The sequence below is a fragment of the Chryseobacterium candidae genome, assembly GCF_004916905.1.
Lineage (GTDB): Bacteria > Bacteroidota > Bacteroidia > Flavobacteriales > Weeksellaceae > Chryseobacterium > Chryseobacterium candidae.
In genome coordinates, this window is sequence record NZ_SDLV01000055.1 from 75,053 (window position 1) to 93,722 (window position 18,670).

The window sequence follows — 18,670 nt, forward strand, 5'->3', positions numbered from 1 at the left end:
GTATCTGTTTTAAGTATCTTGGGTAAGCTGTTCAAAAAATCAGTTGTTTTGACGGTTATCTCTTTTCAGTTCTCTTTCGATTTCATTCACATAGGGAAGGGGAGTGAGATAGCTGTCTTCAATATATTTTGTGATACTTTCATCTGTTTTTTTATTGACCTTTCTGATGAAAAGCTGATTCCCGGATTTTAAAGACTGAATGTAGTTGAATGTATTCTGTGTATTTTGAAAGAGAGAGGTCTCAAGTACCGCTCTTTTATCATCATTGATAATAATATCACTGAATGATGTATTCATAAGAACCGTCTGAAAAAATGATTCTGCAGGTAAAAAAGTATGAAGATAATAGTCTTCAAAATCCATTACCGTTTTGTTGTTGGTTAAAAATAAGCATGTTTCTCTTGTGAAAATGAACCATTTGCCCCCTATATAAGGGATTACATTTTTCATAAAAGATCTTTTGTAGATGAGAGATGAGATTACATAAGCCAATTCTGTAAAGTGATTTTGTATTCTTTGCAGGGTATCAGGTCTGTAAAACTTCTGATCATAATAAAAAAGATAATTCCTGCCTTTATTGGCGGTAAGAAATTTACGGATAATATTTTGTGACTTCAGCGGATAATCTTCACCGCTCAGATTAATAAAATAATCCCATTCTTTGCTAACATTGAGGAGGAATTCCATAGCGTTCAATTCTGCCTGAACGATGTTGAAGCCTCCCGAAACTATATTCATACTGTCCAGAATATAGACATTGGGAAAATGAACGATATAAAGCTGTATTTCTTCAATGAAATCTTGTTTCGCTTTTTTATCAATATGGATAAGATAAAACTGATCCCTTGTATAGATCTTCTGAAACATCTTTTTAAATATTTCAGGTCTGTGATGTATCATGATGAAATAAGCAATTCTTACATGAGGGCCTGTATGTGATTCTAATGTTTGGGGAGAAGGGCTGGGTATGGCGGAGGAAGCTTGCATATTCCGGAGTTTAAAATCATCCGCGTCAGCAAATAATTCGGTTAATTTTCGGAAGGTACGAATAAATTTTTGATAATCAGTTAATTAAATAAAGCGGTGTTCGGTTTTTTTATCGTAGGTTTGCAGAACATTTATAAAACAGGTCACTGCCTTTGCTATTCTGTCATAGTTTAAAATCATTTTTTTCTTTCAGTTTTGCTTTTTCAGCTACCAATTTATAGTCTTTGTTTTCATAAAGGGAATAAGAGATTGTAAAGTTCTATTGTAGATAAGAGCGACGCGTTATTGCCGGGTATCAGTAATATATTTAAGAATATTATTGTAGCTGAGGCAAGAAAAAGATGAGCAGAAAAGAATACTCTTTTGTTTATCATTATAATAGACCAATTCAAATTCTGATCAACAGATTTGTTTGTAAAATACCGGGAAAAAACCGGAATTTATAATGAATTTTAAAAATTTAAATCTAATTAATCCTATTATCCGTGCAGTAACAGAAGCCGGATATTCCAGACCTACTGAAATACAGTATTCTGCAATTCCGCATATTTTAGCAGGAAGAGATATTGCAGTGTCTGCACAAACAGGTGCCGGGAAAACAGCTGCTTTTGCTATGCCCATTTTACAGCTGCTGAAAAGACAAACTCCGGATCATAAAGAAATACGGACTTTAATACTTACCCCAACTCAGGAACTGGCAATACAGATAGAAGAGAATTTTAAAATCTACAGCAAGTATTTACCATTATCCCAGCTTTCCATTTATGAAGGGGTTTCCATTGGAAGCCAGCTTGCAGCACTGAGAAAAAGAGTCGATGTTCTTGTGGCAACACCTGGAGGACTGCTTGATGTAGAAAATCAGAGACATATTGATCTTTCTAAAATTGAGTTATTTGTTTTAGATGATGCAGATAAAATGCTTGATATGGGATTCATTAATCATATAAAAAAAATATTGAATCTGGTTTCTCATAGAAGACAAAATCTGATTTTTTCTGCTACAATGCCGGGAAGTTTAAAATATTTTGCCAAAACAATCCTGAATAATCCTGTAGAGATTATTGCAAATCCGGCTTCTTCAATACAGCAGACGGTGAAGCGTCCGGACCTTAAAAATATTCAACCGCTGGTGGGATGCACAATGCCTGCCGGAATATCATAAATAAAATCTGTAGCGTTTACAGATCATAATAAACAATTTTTTAATAATAATTACAATGCAAGAAGGCACCGTAAAATTTTTCAATGAAGCAAAGGGCTTCGGTTTTATTACTCCAACAGACGGAAGTAAAGATATATTTGTACATTCTTCAGGATTAAACACAAGATTGATCCGTGAAAATGATAAAGTAATTTTTGATGTACAAAAAAGCGATAAAGGGTTAAATGCTGTTAACGTAAAGTTGACATAATAAAAACCTCAATTGCGAATATGTTATAATAGCATTCATTGTCATATTAGTCTCATATTTTTATATTTTTTCCATTCAAAATCCATGAAACTTCAGTATCTGGATACTTTGTTTGAAAGAACATTGATGTAATGTAGATTATTTTTATTTTCATTATGTTCATAAGCCTCTTACTTTTTAGGTAAGAGGTTTTTCAGGAATTTAATAAAAGAAGGCGGCAATTGGTCTGAATATTGACAGATTAAGACGGAAGCCCGGAAAATAAATATGCAGACCTGATATCCACTTACTATAGTGATGATTGAGCTGAACATATTTTAATCCCTAAAAAGGGTGTAGAAAGGATATGATTATTATTAATAATTTTAATGAGTATAAGTCTCTTGAAGGACAGATGTTGGGAGATTCTGCCTGGCATACAATAAGTCAGGATCAGATCAATAGATTTGCAGATGCAACCCTTGATCATCAATGGATACATACGGATCAGGAAAAAGCAGAGAGAGAAGGTCCTTTTCACTCAACCATTGCTCATGGATACTTAACAGTGTCTTTGATTCCTTATCTCTGGAAACAGATTGCAGATGTGAGAAATGTAAAAATGGAAATCAATTACGGAATAGAAAACCTTAAGTTTGGAGAAGCAGTTCCGGTAAATAGTGATGTAAAACTGCAGGCAACCGTAAAATCCGTGACTGATCTTAGAGGTACTGTAAAAGCAGTCGTGGAGGCCAGACTCCTAATTAAAGACCATGTAAAACCCGCCTATACAGGGGATGTGATTTTCCTTTATCACTTTAAAGATTGATTTGCTTTTTATTGGGCAAAATATTGATATTTAACATCTTAAAACTGAAAGCATCATTGAATATAATGATGCTTTCAGTTTATATGACCTGTTTGTAAAAAACGATTGTGGTTTTGTGGTTTTCTTTTCCAACGGATGACACAGATTTCCCCGATTTTTATGGTTAAAATATTTGGTATGGTTCTTTACACGTACAAATGCCTGTAAACTCCAGTACAAATACTGGGCTTCAAAATCGGAAATTTATACCTTAAAATTCACTCTTTTTTCGCCGTTACTTTGGTATGTTCAAAAGAAGCTTCAAAACCCTGAACAACGGCAGCATCCGAAAAGCCAGGAAAAGAGTAGGAACCATATCAAATATTTTAATCATGAAAAATCCAGAAAATGTTGCTCCCTTTGTGGAAGCATCACAAATTATTACAGAACTGAAAGACAGAGCCAATGATATTCTTTCCAGTGTTTTAAGTACAGACCTGTCTGCAATCACTATTAATGGAAAAGGAAATTTCCCTTATTACTGGCAGGATCCGTCTAACCTGAAGTTTAATAAAAAAACTTACGACTGGATCTCTTCCAATCTTAGAGCCAATACTGAGCCGGTACAGCTTGATCAGGTATTTACCAATTACTTTATTGATGCTTTCTCAAAAGTCAATTATTCCTTATCAGTAGAAGATACGGCTGTACTGAATGATGCCCATACAAGGGCTACAGATCAGCAAATGGCTTTACTTAATGCCTGGGTAGCGGCTTATAATACGCTTCCTCCAGCTACGGATACCATGCAGCCTATTGATATCATTATGGATAAAATTGCTACAGAATGGGCTAATCCTTCCACTACTTTGTACCAGATTCAGAAGAGTGATAACCTTGATGCGTTACTGAATAAGACACCGGCAAGCGGTAAACCTATTCTCCCTGTCTTAGCCAATTATCTGGATGCGTTGGGTGCCACAATATCTTTACAGAATAATGTGACAATGAATAATGGCTACCTGTCCAAAGCATTGAAGAATGTACAGAATCCTAAAAAAGAAAACGGCGGACTGCTCCTGAATGACGACAGTATTTTACCTGCTTTTGAGGTGACCACTCCGCTCAACGAAATTTTAAACGGCCTTAAAAATACTTCTCAGACCGCTCAGATCGACATGGAGGTAAGCCGTGAATCCGAAAGCCGTTTCCGGGTTTCCGTAGAAGGGAAAACGGGTTTTTCTATTCCTATCTTTGATTTCTTTACCCTGGGAATTGGAGGGAATGCCAATTATTTCAGTGAAGATATTGCGATAAGTAAAAACTCTATCAAAATATCCATGATGTTTACAGGGGTTACTCTTGTGAACTTTGGACCAAAAGACTTTAATATTGCCAGCAATATGTACTGGGCATGGTTTGACCCAATCCGTAAAGCACAGATCAACAGCAGGGACAAAGAGGAAGAAAAGCATATCTCAGGATATAAGTTTTCTCCGGATCCGGGGATGAAATTCGGACCAGAAGGGCCTTTCGGATTACTGAACGGAGTAGCAATTTCCAATTATCCTACTGTAGAAATCACGGTAACGGGTGAAGATTATAAAAGTATTCAGAAAACCTTTGAACAGTCTTCTTCGGCTACGCTTTCTTTCTTGGGAATTCCGCTGGCAAGTGTTAAAGAATCTACTTATTCTTCTTCCTTCTCAGTAGATCATTCAAAATCATCAATCAAAATTACACTCAGTCCTCCGCCAAGTCTGGTGGCTGGTAACAACAGAGATTCCATAGCATGGGTTCTGGGTGCGGTTGTGGATTATCCGGCAGAAGTGAATGATGACGTTGTACTTATTAGTGATGAAGAATTAGTCAGTAAAGGAGCTTATCCTAACTATCAGCTGTATAAAGATAACTTCGGAACTACTTATTGTTCCGTAAAAAAAGTAAAATCTCACGCCGTGGGTGCCACATGGGTAAGTGAATGTCTTGCCGCCCATCCGGGAACAAGTGCTGCAGGAAAACCATGGACAAGCCCTAAACAATCCGGAGTGATCTGGCCATAAACCAACAAAAAAATAAGTAGTAAAAAATAGACTGTCTGAACAAGACAGTCTATTTTGTTGGATTTTATTTCAAGATCTTCTTATTCTGTCAATTTTCAGAATTTTTACTGGTTCGAACCAGGGAAACTTTGAAGAATAGGATATTTTAAAAAACTATTTGACCAGAAGATAGATTCCGACACCAATAGCAGCATAAGCCGTAACAGTAAGAATGTCAGCAATGGGCTGTGAAAAGCGTTTTTCTGCAATTCTCTCGCTATTGATCTGGTTCTTATGGAACTTCAGACTTTTTTTGGCATTTCGAACAGGATGTGCTACCAGGCTGTCTCCTTCCCAACGGTCAACAATTACTTTATAACTTTTGTTGTCTACTTCAATTCTGACATTTTTACCTGCAGCCAATTTTTCCTGAACATTGATAGGAGCAGGGGCGGGCTGTGCACTCAGAATTGGAGCTGAAGTGCTGCTATCCATCATTTGCTGGGAAGTATTATTAGCTACAGCGGTATTCTTTTTAGGACCTTGATTATTGTTGGCAGCCGGATCTACTGGCTTTTTTACCTGGTAGGTATAGCAACTGGTAAGCATACATAATATAATGATGAAATAAAAATTCTTTCGCATAAGCCAAATTTAAGAATTAAACGGAATATTTGGGACTTTCTTTTGAAAGATGATGTTTTTTTTGAATATTCTCCATTGTTCCTGACGTAAAAAGTCTCAAAATATTAGTACGGCTAAAGTAAAAAAACAGTGTCTTGTTTTTGCCAGTACAATACAACTTTTGGATAAAAAGATGTATATGCTATCCTCGTCAGGGGTTAAAGCTTTGACAAAGATTTTTTTTCATATTTATATTGAGAGCAAAAGGAAAAGATATTTTTAATATATCCCTTACGTATGACATATGTAGTAGGTAAATGAGTTGTTGATGTATGAATAATTTGTTAAAAATGCATTTTTGATGTATGCGCATATTGTTGGTATATTTCTTATCTCCTTACATTTATAAAAACAAAATGATCAAATAATGAAAGGAAAATTTCTATTACTTGGAGGCTTTATGCTTAGCCTTCAGGTGTTCTCGCAAATAGGTGTTAATACACCAAATCCTCAGGCCAGCCTGGATGTAGTAGGTAAGCCCACCTCTACTAATGTATTCGATGGTATTATTGCTCCCAGAATTACGGGAGCACAACTCAGAGAAAAGACATATACCCCAAAACAGCAAGGGGCAATGGTGTATGTAACAGCTGCTGATACAGCTCCCGGCGGGCAGACAGCAGAGGTTACCAGCACAGGGTATTTTTATTTTGACAGCAACCTGAACCGCTGGCAAAAACTGAACTCGGGAGCTGTCACCGTTGGGGATCCTACAACAGATGCTTTCATTGATGATCCGTCCAATACAATGGTAAAATTAGGAGCAGCCTCTACCGGAGCCGCCAGATCTTCCAACACCGATTTCGTTATTAAAGACAACGGAAGAGTGGGGATAGGAACTGAATTACCTGATACAGCCCTGCATATAAAAGAAAACGACAACGCTAACAGTAATCAGCTGAAGGTTCAAGCAACCAATAGTTCTCCGTTGATTAATCTGGAAAGAACAGGAAGCACTAATTTATCTTCCGGAACAGAGCTTGGAAAATTATCCTTTAATGGAAAGATTTCAGGAGCTAATTTTCCATTAGCAGGGATAAAAGCTAATTACTGGGGAAACGGGACAAGCAATTCTTCAGCTCTTACATTTTCTACCAGTGACCGGCCCGCTGTTGTAATTAACGAGAACGGGAGTATGGGAATAGGGCGTTCCGATGCCAATTATGCAATGTCTCCCACGCAAAAGCTGGATGTAGACGGAAATGTAAGATTCAGAGATGTTCCGGCATCCATGTTGAATAGTACGGACATGTTAATGGCGTTGGATGCTAACGGAGTTGCTAAAAAAGTAGACATCACAACACCGGCCAGTGTTTTGGTTGCTACAAGAACAGGTCCTTCCGCTAAACCGGGAGATGGCTCCTCGGCCATCATGTGGTTTGAAAATACCCGTCTTTCTGATAATACCTATCTGACGAGAGTTGATAACGGCACGTTTAAGGCAGTCAAGACAGGATTATACACCATAAATATCACAGCCCACTTTGACCAGGTTCCTGAAGGGACATTGGCACAAAACCACTACAGAGGAGTAACAGTAGGGGTAAGGACTACAGCAAACAAACTTACCCAGCATTACGGATCTAATTATATAGGAAATGGATATACCAATATTACTGCTGTTTTTATATTAAATGCAGGAGAAGAATTTCATGCATACAGCCAATGTGATAAAGGTAGTACATACAGACAGATGGAAGCTACCATGTCCGTTGTTTACACACCTTTATAATATGTTAGTATCATTTTATATAAAAAGACAAAGAACTGTTTTTGCATGCCCGGTAGGTGTTTCAGACAAAGAGACTTATGTTTTGGTATCCTTGTCAAGGTTTTAAACCTTGACAAGGATATTTTTATTGTTTTTAGAATGCGTGATTTGTAATCGTAAAAGCCACATGAAAGGATTCGTGAGGCAGCAGGGCATTCTGAGAACCTTCATAACGTCCAGTTCCCACCTTCCAGCCTTACACATATATGATAGATAAAAAAATCAGACAGTATCAATCAAATTTTTATATTTGCATGGGTTGGGGCAGGGCTCTTGGAAGACTGCCAGAATATCCATAAAAACTTAAAAATATAATAACCCAAAACAAAGAAAGATAAGGAATGGATAAGAGTAATTTATTAATTATTATAGCTTCGGTTTCTATATTCATTTCTGTACTTCTTGCTGTTTTCCTCCTTACTGTAAAGACCAGACACAGGGTAAGCAATGTTCTATTTGCTGTTTTTCTCATCCTGAACGCTATAGATATTTGTGATCCTTTATTTTATGGGATGGAAGGTGGGCCGTCTAATCTGGGAATGTTCAAAAACATGTTTGTTTTCCTGCAAATTCCGGTTTTTTATCTCTATGTATTATCCGTTTGTTATTCGGATTTCAAACTGAAACCTCAGCACCTGCTGCATGTGCTTCCGTTTATCATTACTAATCTTACTTTAGTGCCTCGTTTTTATGGTGTAGATACTGAATCCAAAATTTTCTTTATTGAAAACCGGCAAAATATGATAGAACTGAAGTTTAATCATATTCTCCTCCATGTTCAGATGATCATTTATTTTGTTGCGGTTTTCAGGGTATTGAGAAAATCGAAGACGCTTTATCTTGAAAATTATGCAGGGAAAAGTATAAGCTCCTACAACTGGCTGTTTCAGTTTACGGTTATATTGTGCATTGTATATAGCATTGCTCTTTTAAAGAACATCCTGAAATTTTCAGAGTATGTTCATATTTCAGAAGGGATAAAGGCTGGACTTTTATTATTATCCCTTTTTATTATCTGCTGGTATCTTTTCAAAGCACTGAATCATCCTGAGCTTTTCAGAAATGTGGATTCAAAATTGAAGCTGGTGTCTGAGCTGGTTTCGGAAGAGAAAGGCAATGAAGAATCTGCGGTAAGCGACATAGAATATAATGAGAAGCTTTTGAGATTAAAAAACTATATGACTGAGAAAAAACCTTTTCTTAATTCTTCTCTCACCATTCAGGATGTGTCCGGTGAAATTGAAATTCCTGTGCGCGAATTGTCTCTTTTGATCAATCACCAATTGGGGCAGCATTTCTATGATTTTGTAAATACCTATCGCATAGAAAATGCAATGAATATGTTAAAAGATGAAACCAAAAGTAAGGTGACGATCCTTGAAATTCTGTATGAAGTGGGATTCAATTCAAAATCTTCTTTTAATACAGCCTTCAAAAAACATACGGGGACTACGCCTACGCTTTATCGTAAAAATTTGTAATACAGTAATTTGTAATTACCCGTACGCTTTTTTAGAATGATTCGAACGTATTTTTCTGATCAATCGGGACGATTACTTTTATTCGGTCGCCTGTCTTGAGGAGCTTCCACATCTTTGTATCGAAATTAATATTTAACATTAAACAACGATACAATGAAAACGTCATTTCAATTTTTAGCAGTACTGTTATTCTTAAGCAGTTTTTCTTTCGGACAAAAAGTTTCCACAAAAATCGATTCTATCATCCGGGATAATTATAAAAAAAATCCAGAGGTAGGAATCAGTGTTGGCTTTATCAGTAACAATGAAGAATACTATACTGCATATGGGAATGTAAGTAAGGAAAGTAAAGGCAGAATCGACAAAAACTCTCTGTTTGAAATTGCTTCGATTACTAAGATTTTAACTGCCAATTTAATTGCTCAGGCAGTGATAGACCACAAGATAAAACTGGATGATTATATAGATCGTTTCCTTCCCAAAGAATACGTTTTGCATCAAAATCTTAAAAACAAAATCAGAATTTCAGATCTCGCATCCCATCAATCTGGTTTACCTGACATCGACTTTCCAAAATTAATAGAACTGAATCCTCAGCAGCCTATAAGCAATGTTAACCAAAATACCTTGACCACTTTAATCAATACCTGCAGTGAGCTGAAAGATTATGGTAAATACCGGTATTCTACCATTGGCTATACTTTATTGGGACAGATTCTGGAAAAGGTATATAGGAAGAGCTATGATGCCATTGTAAGAGAAAAACTAACAGCTCCCTTGAAAATGACCACTACATTAACGAAAGATTTTAATGTGAAAAACAGAACAACCGGCCATAATCCGGATGGAGGAATACAGGAATTTTTCTATTGGAATGTGACTGCTCCTGCGGGATTGTTAAAATCTAATTCAGCCGATATGATCAGGTTTTTAAAGGCTGTACTAAATGATAAGACCCAAGTAGGGCAGGCTGCCATCATAGGGGAAAAAATCTTTTACAAAGATGACAAAAGAGAGATGGGATTAGGTTTGAATATCTCAACGGATGATCAAAATACGCTCTATTTAAAATCCGGAGATTCTATGGGACAATCTTCCATCATATGTTACAACAGGGCTAAAAAATGGGGAATTATTATCCTTCTTGATCAGAGAAACTCTAAAATGAGACAGGATCTTCTGAATACAATTTATGATACCGTTCTGAAATAACGTTAGTATTCCTGTTTATTACATCAATATTCATTTTAATAAAAAGGGACAAGCTCAATATAACTTGTCCCATATGATTATTGTAAAACCTGCTGGTCATAAAGAAGATTATCGTCTTCATCAAAGCTTATGATCAACACTTTATATTGTTTTGCACTGTCATTATTAAAGAATTTGATTCTTGGAGGAACATAGTCGCTGTCAAATAAATTAGGATTCCAGTACAGTGTTTCGCGGGTATCATTTTCAATTTTTTCCGGAGCATCGTCATCTATCATTTCAATAGGGAATTCAGAAGGTTTATCATATCCTTTGATGATGGATGAGTTGTTCTTCCTCGTTTCTTTTTCATTACTTTTAGATTTCATATTCCCCTTCATCGTGTAGATGGCTACGGCATCACCTATTAATCCGGATCCTTTAATGATTTTTACCATCGCAATATTATTAACCGGAAGACTGGAAATCATGGTAGGATCAGTAGGTATTTCATCTAAAAATAGTTTAGCTTGCTGGCCTCGGATATAAGGTACGCTTGCTCCTGAGTTGTTTTTCTGAAATGTTAAGCCCGCAGCTCTTCCCTGCAGCCAGTCTAAAATATTGCTTGATCCTGATATATGCTGATCTTCATTAACGAAATCAAATACAGTTGAATTTAAGGAACTGAACATTCCGCTGGACAGCTGTTTTTCAAGCTCTGCTTTCGGATCTTTCTTTTTTCCTACTAAAGCTATTGCCTGGATTTGTATATCATTACTTTCTTTCTTTTTAATGTTTTTCTGAGTGTTGATAGCTCTGGAAATTGTTGAAGGCAGGTTTTTATTTTTGTCCGTTTTTACCAATGTATATTGAGTTGCCGGGAAATTGCCTTTAAATTGAGAGGGAGTAACTAACGGTTCTATGGTGACATATAAATCATCATTTCCTGATTCTTTATTTTCTGAATTGACAAAGGCTGTAATTTCCAGCGGTTCATCATTATTGAGGTTATTTAAATAAATATATCCGTTTTGATCTGTTTTGAATTGGCTGAATGCAGGCTGGTTTTGGCCGGATTTTGCTAATAAATTGACATTCGTATTGGGCAGAAGAGCATTGTTTTTAATGGGTTTTACCCTGTAAGAAAGGTATTTTTGTGATGGGGTTTTAATGACGGGAGCAGTTCCGCTGAGTACTGAACTCCAGTCGAATCTTTTCCAGTTTTCAGAAATAAGCAGAGCGTCCAAAGCTTCAGTATTGGTATTCTTGGAGAAGTATTGGGCCGGGCTGTCTATTCTTGTGGTAAAATCTCCCGTTAACCAAAGTGCGCTCAGAATATTATCTGCTTCCGGAGTTTGAGTCCCGTTATCTTCACTTACCAAAACCGTATAGTTTTTGAAATAAGATTCCGGAGAAAGATCAATACTGTTGAAAGCTCTTGGCGTTGTTTTTAAGCTCTGACCTACTATTTCCGCTTTCTCAATCTTTAAATTACCAGGTTTTATAAAACAAAGCCTTTGTGCAGCCACATTATCCTGTTCATCAAAAATAACCAATTGCAGAATACCGTTAGCGCCATTACTGATTTTCGTGGGAATAAGACTTGATGCTTCATTGGTAAGATGGTTGATATTGGCTCTGTAAGCAAGATGATTATTGATGAGTCCGATAATTTTATAACCCTGAAGCTGTTGTTTTAGATTAACACCTTTTAAGTTATATTTTATCCCTTCTTTGGAACTTGAAACTTCTATATTCAGGCCGCTGTCTGCAACTTGTGGCAGATCTATTGTTTGGCTTTTTCCTGTATTATCCTGAATAATGGCCTGATATTTCTTTCCTGATGCCGGAGTTATCTTAAAAGAAGCAACATTTTTATCAAAAGACTTGAATGTGGTAACAGCAGTGTTGGGATTTTGGCTGTCTATAATTTTTCCGGACCAGTTTTCCGGCAGCGAAGAATTGGAAGATAACCTTACCGCAAATTTTGTAGGCATACCGTTAATGAAAGTTCCGCCTTCCGGAAAAACTTTGGCAGACCAATCGGAGCTTTTTGCAATGACCAGGGATTCCAAAGAGTTTGGATTATAAACCGGAATTGTTTTGACAATTTGGAAATCTTCATTAAAATTGGTCATGTAAGGAGTATAAGCTCTTACAAAATATACCTGTTCAGGAAGATCTTCTTTCAGTTGAAAATCTCCGCTGCCTTCACCATTGGTAAGGAGTATTGTTTTCCAGTCTATTAATTTTTTATCAGAATTATACAGCTCAACAAACAGAGTAGTGGATAATGCGGAACGGTTATAACCGTCAAACACAAAACTTTTGAACCAAATCTTATCACCAGCGGCATATTGCGATTTATCGGTAAGAACATATACTTTTTCCTGTTCGTAATTATTCTCAAGATTAGTAATTGCTTTTTCTAATTTGGTTTGTGCCAGTACAGGCTGTACCATTGAAAGAAGCAATACACAGAACATATTTTTCATAGAAATCTCAGCGCATTTTAATTCTTTGCTAATGTAATCATTTAAAGGCTTCTGGAGTTGAATTTAATATGTTATTTCACAAGAAAGAAAATAGCTTGATGATGGTTTTCAGTTAAAGATTCATGCATGCATTGTCTGATGCTGTATGGCGGTTATCAGGTTGTAATTGTGAATTAAACGGGAACGTACTGTAAATTAAAATTTTAGATATTGAAATTTAATCAATATTTAGTGATAAAAAATATTTTGAATGAATATTTTTATTATTTTTATAAAATAAACTAAAACATGAAAATATATGAAATTTATTCACGTTCCCGAATTCAACCTGACATAGAACCTTAAAAAATCCTTTTCAATTTAAATGACAAATAAGCCTCACCTGATGAGAGGCCTGTATTTCTATGTACATCAGGATAGACATAATTAAAAATTGATACAAGCAAAATTAAGCTTAAATAAATCCTTAAATCCAATTATTCCTATGGAAAAATCACACAATCACACCCATGGCTGCACCCATTGCTCTTGCCACAATCCTGTTTTGGATGTTCTTAAAGAAGAACTTTTCAGTGCAGAAAATATGACAAAAATAAATCCGGGTTCCGGAAAAGCCATCCACGAAAAACCACAAACTCTGATGATAAGCGGAGGAATCATCCGTCCTATGATTGGAGGATCAACAGATACTGTTGAATCCGTTGGAATTGCTGATGGAAAAGTAGTGGTAACCGGTACAAAAGATCAGGTAGAAGAATATATGAAAGAGAACTGCCAGGGATTTCAAAAAAAAGAATTAACCGGTACTCAAACTTTACTTCCCGGTCTGATAGAGCCTCACGTTCATATGGTTCCAACTGCAATGATGCAGGGCTGGCTGGATCTGAGTCCTTTTGAAGGACAGAATTTGAAGGCTGTATATGACCTGGCATCTGTGGGAACAATCATCAACAGTCACATTCCCAAAATTCCCGGAGCTGTTATTTTGGGCAGAGGATTGGATCCGTCTTTAATGCCTTTTAAGGAAAAAGAGGGCAAAAAAGAGCTGATAACGATTGATAATGTAATACTTGATACCATTAATCATGATGTTCCCATGATGCTGTTAAGCGCCTCTATGCACACCCTTTATCTGAATACAAAGGCGCTGGAGTATGTATTTAATCATAATCCTGATATAAAAAGCGAGTATAAAACGGTTGACAAATATATCAGTGAGACAAAAGGCCAGCTGCAGGAAGGCTTACAAATGACTCCGGCACTGAAGACAGTAAAACTTCAGATTATTGCGATGAGTATAGAGATTAACCGGTATCTTACCCATCTTTTCAATACTGCCAATTCAAGAGGAGTTACTTTTATGTATGATGCCGGACTGAATAAAGGCTCAGAAATCCTTTTAAGCAAATATTTCGAAACTCACCCTGAACGGGTAAGAACAGGCGGGGCATATCTTTGTTCCAGCCAAGAAGATGTTGATCAACTGGAGCATTATAAAGAGCCGGAACATTATAAACCTGTCTATTACGGTCATATCAAAGTAGTTTCAGATGGCTCTAACCAAGGTTTAACAGGATATCAGAGTACTCCTTATCTTTGCGATCCAGCAAACAATACCGGAGTATTTAATTTTCCGCAGGCAGGTATTCCTGCCCATACAATTCCGCCAGGCTATAATACATTAATTAATAGCGTGGTAGCTGTAAAAGGCTGGCCGCTAATGGTTCATGCCAATGGAGATCAGGCGGTAACATTTGCCATTAATGCGTATCAACGCAGTTTAGCTCAATATAGAGGTCCGGAGCTTCGTAACCGTATAGAACACTGTTCACTGCTGACGGCGGAGCAAATTACCAATATGCTTCAAATGGGGGTTTCCCCAAGCTTCCTTATCGGGCACGTGGGCTACTGGGGCTACGCTTTTAAAGAAGTGATCTTCGGTGAAAAGGCGCAAATGCTTGATCTTTGCGGTTCTACACTAGCTGCCGGTATGAGAATTACCCTTCACAGCGACAATGAGGTAAGTCCATTGGGACCATTAAGAATGATGGAACAATCAATTACCAGAATCATGGAAAAGAACCCTAATGATATTGAAGTGTTGAACACGGCAGAACGTCTTACCCCGGAACAGGCTTTGATTGCCGTTACTTATGATGCTGCCTGGCAGTGTTATGCTGATAAATGGGTAGGTTCCTTAAATAAAGGCTTCTTTGCAGATTTTGTTATTTTGGAAAAAGACCCTCTTTCATTAAATACCCCTTCATTGCAATATATGAAAATGAGAGACATTCCGGTACTGGAAACCTGGGTGGGTGGAATACCTATGTATATAAATGATAAAGTAACAAAACCTGTCACTGAAAAAGATATGCTTTTTTCAGATAATTCATAGCAGGATTTTAAATAATTGCTAATCAAATCTTAATCAGAGTAGGGAACCATCCACTCTGATTTTTGTTTTTATAGGGGGATTTTATGATGGGATTTTAGCAACTATTTATTATGTTTTGAATTCTGTTGAGCATTTTAGTTTGTATCTTTCCTTTTCTAATCCAGGAAAAAAGATATTGGCTAATGGAGCTGGATTCACATAAATTTAAAAGCCAAAAAAGAATGACCATAAAAATCTATAGACCTGAAAACCCTGTACTAAAAAAATATATTGAATGCTTTTATATTCTCGAGCAGACCTCTGAAGAACCCTCAGCTGCTTATTTTACCTTTCCGAGTATCTATACCATTGTCACTGCCAGTGAGAAAACAGAAACCCTGGTCACCAAAAATAAAATAACAACCAGGTATTGCTCGTCCAACCCAATTGAAACAAACCTGGTAAGCGATTTTAATGAACCGGTATTGGTTAGCTATGAAGGCGTAATCAATGAAATTACTACCTACTTCAAGCCATTGGGGATCAATCCTTTTATACCGAATAATCTGAGATGTTATTCCGAGGGGAGCTTTCCGGATTTTAGTCCATATGAGGATTATAAAGAAACCATGGCTGCTATTCTTTCCATAAAAGATCCTGAAGAAAAAATAAAGGCGTTGGAATCATATTGGCTTTCAAAATTTCGTCCCTTTGAAGATGTCCTGCTGACAGAAGTACTCACAGAAATGTTCCATACAGATAATATCAACCAATCTATGACGAAGCTGTCTTATGCAACGGGAAGGTCACGAACAACGATCAACAAACATTTTGATCAGCATATTTGTAAAACACCCTCTCAGTTCAAAAAAATCATCAGATTCAGGGCAGCAGTTCAAAGCCGGCTTGACGACAAAAACAGAGCGGGTTTGTCTTATAGTCTGGATTATTTTGACCAGTCACACATGATCAGGGATTTTAAAAAATTAACAGGTTTTACGCCAAAAGTCTTTTTTTCAAAAATAACAACACTTGAAAAAGGATTAATAAAATGGATGTTTATTTAGCAGGGTTTACAAAAATACAATGATGATGATGGATTAAGTAGTAACATTGCAGCTTAATCATGTCATTCAAAAGTTTATGAAGCCAATCCTGATAATACTTTTATTCCCGGTTTTTATTTTCGGGCAGAAAAATGGGTCAGCAAACCTTGCGAAATATATGCAGGCTCAGGTTGAAATAAATAATTTTAGCGGAGCTGTTCTTGTATCGAAAAATGGCCGGGTTTTACTAAAAAAAGCGTACGGTCTGGCAGATTATGAGTGGAATATTAAAAATACCTTAGATACTAAATTTCAGCTGGCCTCAGTAACAAAACAATTTACCGCCACCGCTATACTTCTGCTGATTGAAAAAGGGAAACTGTCCCTTGATGATAAACTGAGTAAATTTTTACCAGATTACCCAAAGGCTGATAGTGTTACAATCCATATGTTATTATCGCACAGCTCAGGGCTGGCTATGGGTTTTAAAGAAATAGCTTTAAGCTCAATGGATAAAGATTCCGCGTATGCCAAAATAAAGAAAATACCTTATGAATTCTCCCCGGGAACTAAAAGCGGATACAGCAATATCGGCTATTATTTATTGGCTAAGATCATTGAAAAAGTGTCGGGCGAGAAGTATGCTGTTTTCTTAAAGAAGAATATATTTGAAAAAGCAGGAATGAAAAATACAGGCGTTAGTAATAATGAATCGATTGTTGAAAAAAAAGCAAAGGCTTACTATCAGGCAGAAAGCGGGCTTATTCATAATCCCTTTATCAACTGGGAGATTAATGTAGGCCATGATGGTGTTTATTCCACGGTTGAAGATCTGGCCTTATGGGATAAAGCTTTATATGGAACAAATATTCTTTCTGCACAGATGAAGAAACTCATGTTTAGTCCATACGGAGCTGAAAATTGGGGCTATGGCTTTATAATCAATCCGTTTTACAATCATGGGCATCAATTAATTGCTCATGACGGAGGTTTTTTCGGCACAATGACTTCCTTTAACCGCTTTACAGAAGACAAACTCTTCGTGACCGTACTTTCCAATAATGAATCATTTTCCTATATTATAAGTTATGGACTTTCCGCTATTGCATTGGGAAAAGAGGTGGAACTTCCTTATAAACATCACAGGGTTGAAATAAACCCCGATTTATATGATCAATATATGGGTACGTATGATAGAATTGACATATTGAAAATTGACGGTAAGCTTTATTTTAACAGTGTGGAAATGGAACTCATCCCAGAATCTAAAAACAAATTTTTCAGAGCAGATAATAATGACAGAACCATTGAATTTATTCCGGACAGTGCGGGCCTTTACAATTCTATAATTCTGACAAAAGGAGGCGTAAAAGAAGTTGTAAGAAGAAGTAAATAACCAAAATGGTCTTAATGCGTCAGAAATATAAGTAATCTGTGTTTTATCATCAAACTGTTTATTGGGATAAGGAGCAGAATTAACATTTTTATAAAATAGAATCGGCAGATCCAGGCATATGATGCCATAATTTTTTCTATATTTAGAGGAAGTTTAATAGGATATAGGTTTTAGTGATGTTTAGAAACAGGGCTTGTGTTTTTATTTTGCACGCAGCCTTGCCTGTAGATACCAATATAAAAAAAGACAATGCCGATAAACCTGATACCTCCGGACGGAGGCCTGTTATACAAAGAAACAGATATGACTCAGTTGTTCCCTGAGCCATTCAATGCAATAACTGCCCTGTTTTTTTTAACCATAGCCGTTTTCTGGACGCTTAAATTGAAAGGTCATTACAAAGAATATCCTTTTTTAACCTACTGCCTGGTTTTATTATACATTGGTGCTATTGGGGGAACGGTTTACCACTCATTCAGGCAATGGCCGGTATTTATTATGATGGATTGGCTGCCTATTATGCTGCTCTGCCTTTCTGCCGGATTTTATTTTGTAGCGCAGAGTACCAGATGGTATTATGCGGTTGCAATGGTTCTGGGATGTCTTATATTGATGCTGGGTTTGAGAAACTGGATTCTGATCGGTAATCCTTCTCTTTTTATCAATGTCAATTACGCCATCATGGCCTCATTTGTAGTTTTTTCGGTACTAAGGTATTTGATCTATACCCAATGGAAAGCGGGCAAATGGGTAGGATTTGCCGTGTTGTCATTTGTTTTTGCACTCACCTTCCGCATCGCTGACAAATGGGAATGGTTCAGTTTCGGAACTCACTTTTTATGGCATACTTTCGGGGCGATAGCAACGTTTTGTATGTTTAATTATATCTATCTTACGCGGAATGTAATTAGGAAGAGATAGGTTGTTAATTCTCTTCGCAAAGTTTCAAAAAAGGATTTAGGATATGTATGCTTAAAGCCAAAAACAAAGCTTGAAAAACATTA

Annotated in this window: 14 protein-coding genes; 11 read left to right on the forward strand and 3 right to left on the reverse strand. The window is 36.7% G+C overall.

Features of this window, described 5'->3' with window-relative positions; all coding sequences use genetic code 11:
* Nucleotides 1-39: 39 nt before the first annotated feature.
* A complete protein-coding gene (locus EK417_RS19560; protein WP_076595633.1) occupies nucleotides 40-987 on the reverse strand; it encodes a beta-1,6-N-acetylglucosaminyltransferase in 948 nt (315 codons plus the stop codon).
* 445 nt (nucleotides 988-1,432) lie between these two features.
* Between EK417_RS19560 and EK417_RS19565 the strand changes: the two genes are divergently transcribed.
* From EK417_RS19565 to EK417_RS19580, 4 genes are all read left to right on the forward strand, one after another.
* Complete coding sequence (locus EK417_RS19565) at nucleotides 1,433-2,149, forward strand: DEAD/DEAH box helicase (RefSeq protein WP_228457973.1); 717 nt, start codon at nucleotides 1,433-1,435, stop codon at nucleotides 2,147-2,149.
* A gap of 55 nt (nucleotides 2,150-2,204) precedes the next feature.
* A complete protein-coding gene (locus EK417_RS19570; protein ID WP_076595634.1) occupies nucleotides 2,205-2,399 on the forward strand; it encodes a cold-shock protein in 195 nt (64 codons plus the stop codon).
* Nucleotides 2,400-2,745: 346 nt separating this feature from the next.
* Nucleotides 2,746-3,207, forward strand: a complete 462-nt coding sequence (locus tag EK417_RS19575) for a MaoC family dehydratase (RefSeq protein WP_076595635.1) — start codon at nucleotides 2,746-2,748, stop codon at nucleotides 3,205-3,207.
* A 371-nt stretch (nucleotides 3,208-3,578) separates the two neighbouring features.
* A complete protein-coding gene (locus EK417_RS19580; protein ID WP_136523116.1) occupies nucleotides 3,579-5,249 on the forward strand; it encodes a lamin tail domain-containing protein in 1,671 nt (556 codons plus the stop codon).
* A gap of 153 nt (nucleotides 5,250-5,402) precedes the next feature.
* Here the strand turns inward: EK417_RS19580 and EK417_RS19585 are convergent, their stop codons facing one another.
* Complete coding sequence (locus EK417_RS19585; RefSeq protein WP_136523117.1) at nucleotides 5,403-5,873, reverse strand: hypothetical protein; 471 nt, start codon at nucleotides 5,871-5,873, stop codon at nucleotides 5,403-5,405.
* Between the two features lie 406 nt (nucleotides 5,874-6,279).
* On the opposite strand from EK417_RS19585, the gene EK417_RS19590 reads away from it, so the two are divergent.
* The 3 genes from EK417_RS19590 to EK417_RS19600 all read left to right on the forward strand — a co-directional run bounded on the left by EK417_RS19590 (nucleotide 6,280) and on the right by EK417_RS19600 (nucleotide 10,376).
* Entirely contained in the window at nucleotides 6,280-7,644 is a 1,365-nt protein-coding gene (locus tag EK417_RS19590; RefSeq protein ID WP_136523118.1) for a phage tail-like protein, read from the forward strand.
* A 380-nt stretch (nucleotides 7,645-8,024) separates the two neighbouring features.
* Complete coding sequence (locus EK417_RS19595) at nucleotides 8,025-9,164, forward strand: helix-turn-helix domain-containing protein (protein ID WP_136523119.1); 1,140 nt, start codon at nucleotides 8,025-8,027, stop codon at nucleotides 9,162-9,164.
* Nucleotides 9,165-9,317: 153 nt separating this feature from the next.
* Nucleotides 9,318-10,376 carry a serine hydrolase domain-containing protein gene (locus EK417_RS19600; protein WP_136523120.1) on the forward strand — a complete coding sequence of 353 codons (1,059 nt, stop codon included), beginning with the start codon at nucleotides 9,318-9,320 and terminating at the stop codon, nucleotides 10,374-10,376.
* Between the two features lie 77 nt (nucleotides 10,377-10,453).
* On the opposite strand, the gene EK417_RS19605 is transcribed toward EK417_RS19600, so the two are convergent.
* Nucleotides 10,454-12,850, reverse strand: coding sequence for a TonB-dependent receptor plug domain-containing protein (locus EK417_RS19605; protein ID WP_076595640.1), 2,397 nt, complete (start codon nucleotides 12,848-12,850; stop codon nucleotides 10,454-10,456).
* 484 nt (nucleotides 12,851-13,334) lie between these two features.
* Between EK417_RS19605 and EK417_RS19610 the strand changes: the two genes are divergently transcribed.
* From EK417_RS19610 to EK417_RS19625, 4 genes are all read left to right on the forward strand, one after another.
* Nucleotides 13,335-15,245, forward strand: coding sequence for an amidohydrolase (locus EK417_RS19610; RefSeq protein ID WP_136523121.1), 1,911 nt, complete (start codon nucleotides 13,335-13,337; stop codon nucleotides 15,243-15,245).
* 221 nt (nucleotides 15,246-15,466) lie between these two features.
* Entirely contained in the window at nucleotides 15,467-16,291 is an 825-nt protein-coding gene (locus EK417_RS19615) for a helix-turn-helix domain-containing protein (protein WP_168802043.1), read from the forward strand.
* Between the two features lie 76 nt (nucleotides 16,292-16,367).
* Complete coding sequence (locus EK417_RS19620; protein ID WP_136523123.1) at nucleotides 16,368-17,666, forward strand: serine hydrolase domain-containing protein; 1,299 nt, start codon at nucleotides 16,368-16,370, stop codon at nucleotides 17,664-17,666.
* Nucleotides 17,667-17,915: 249 nt separating this feature from the next.
* Nucleotides 17,916-18,587: a hypothetical protein gene (locus tag EK417_RS19625; protein WP_136523124.1), complete on the forward strand. Its 672-nt coding sequence runs from the start codon at nucleotides 17,916-17,918 to the stop codon at nucleotides 18,585-18,587.
* Nucleotides 18,588-18,670: the final 83 nt, after the last annotated feature.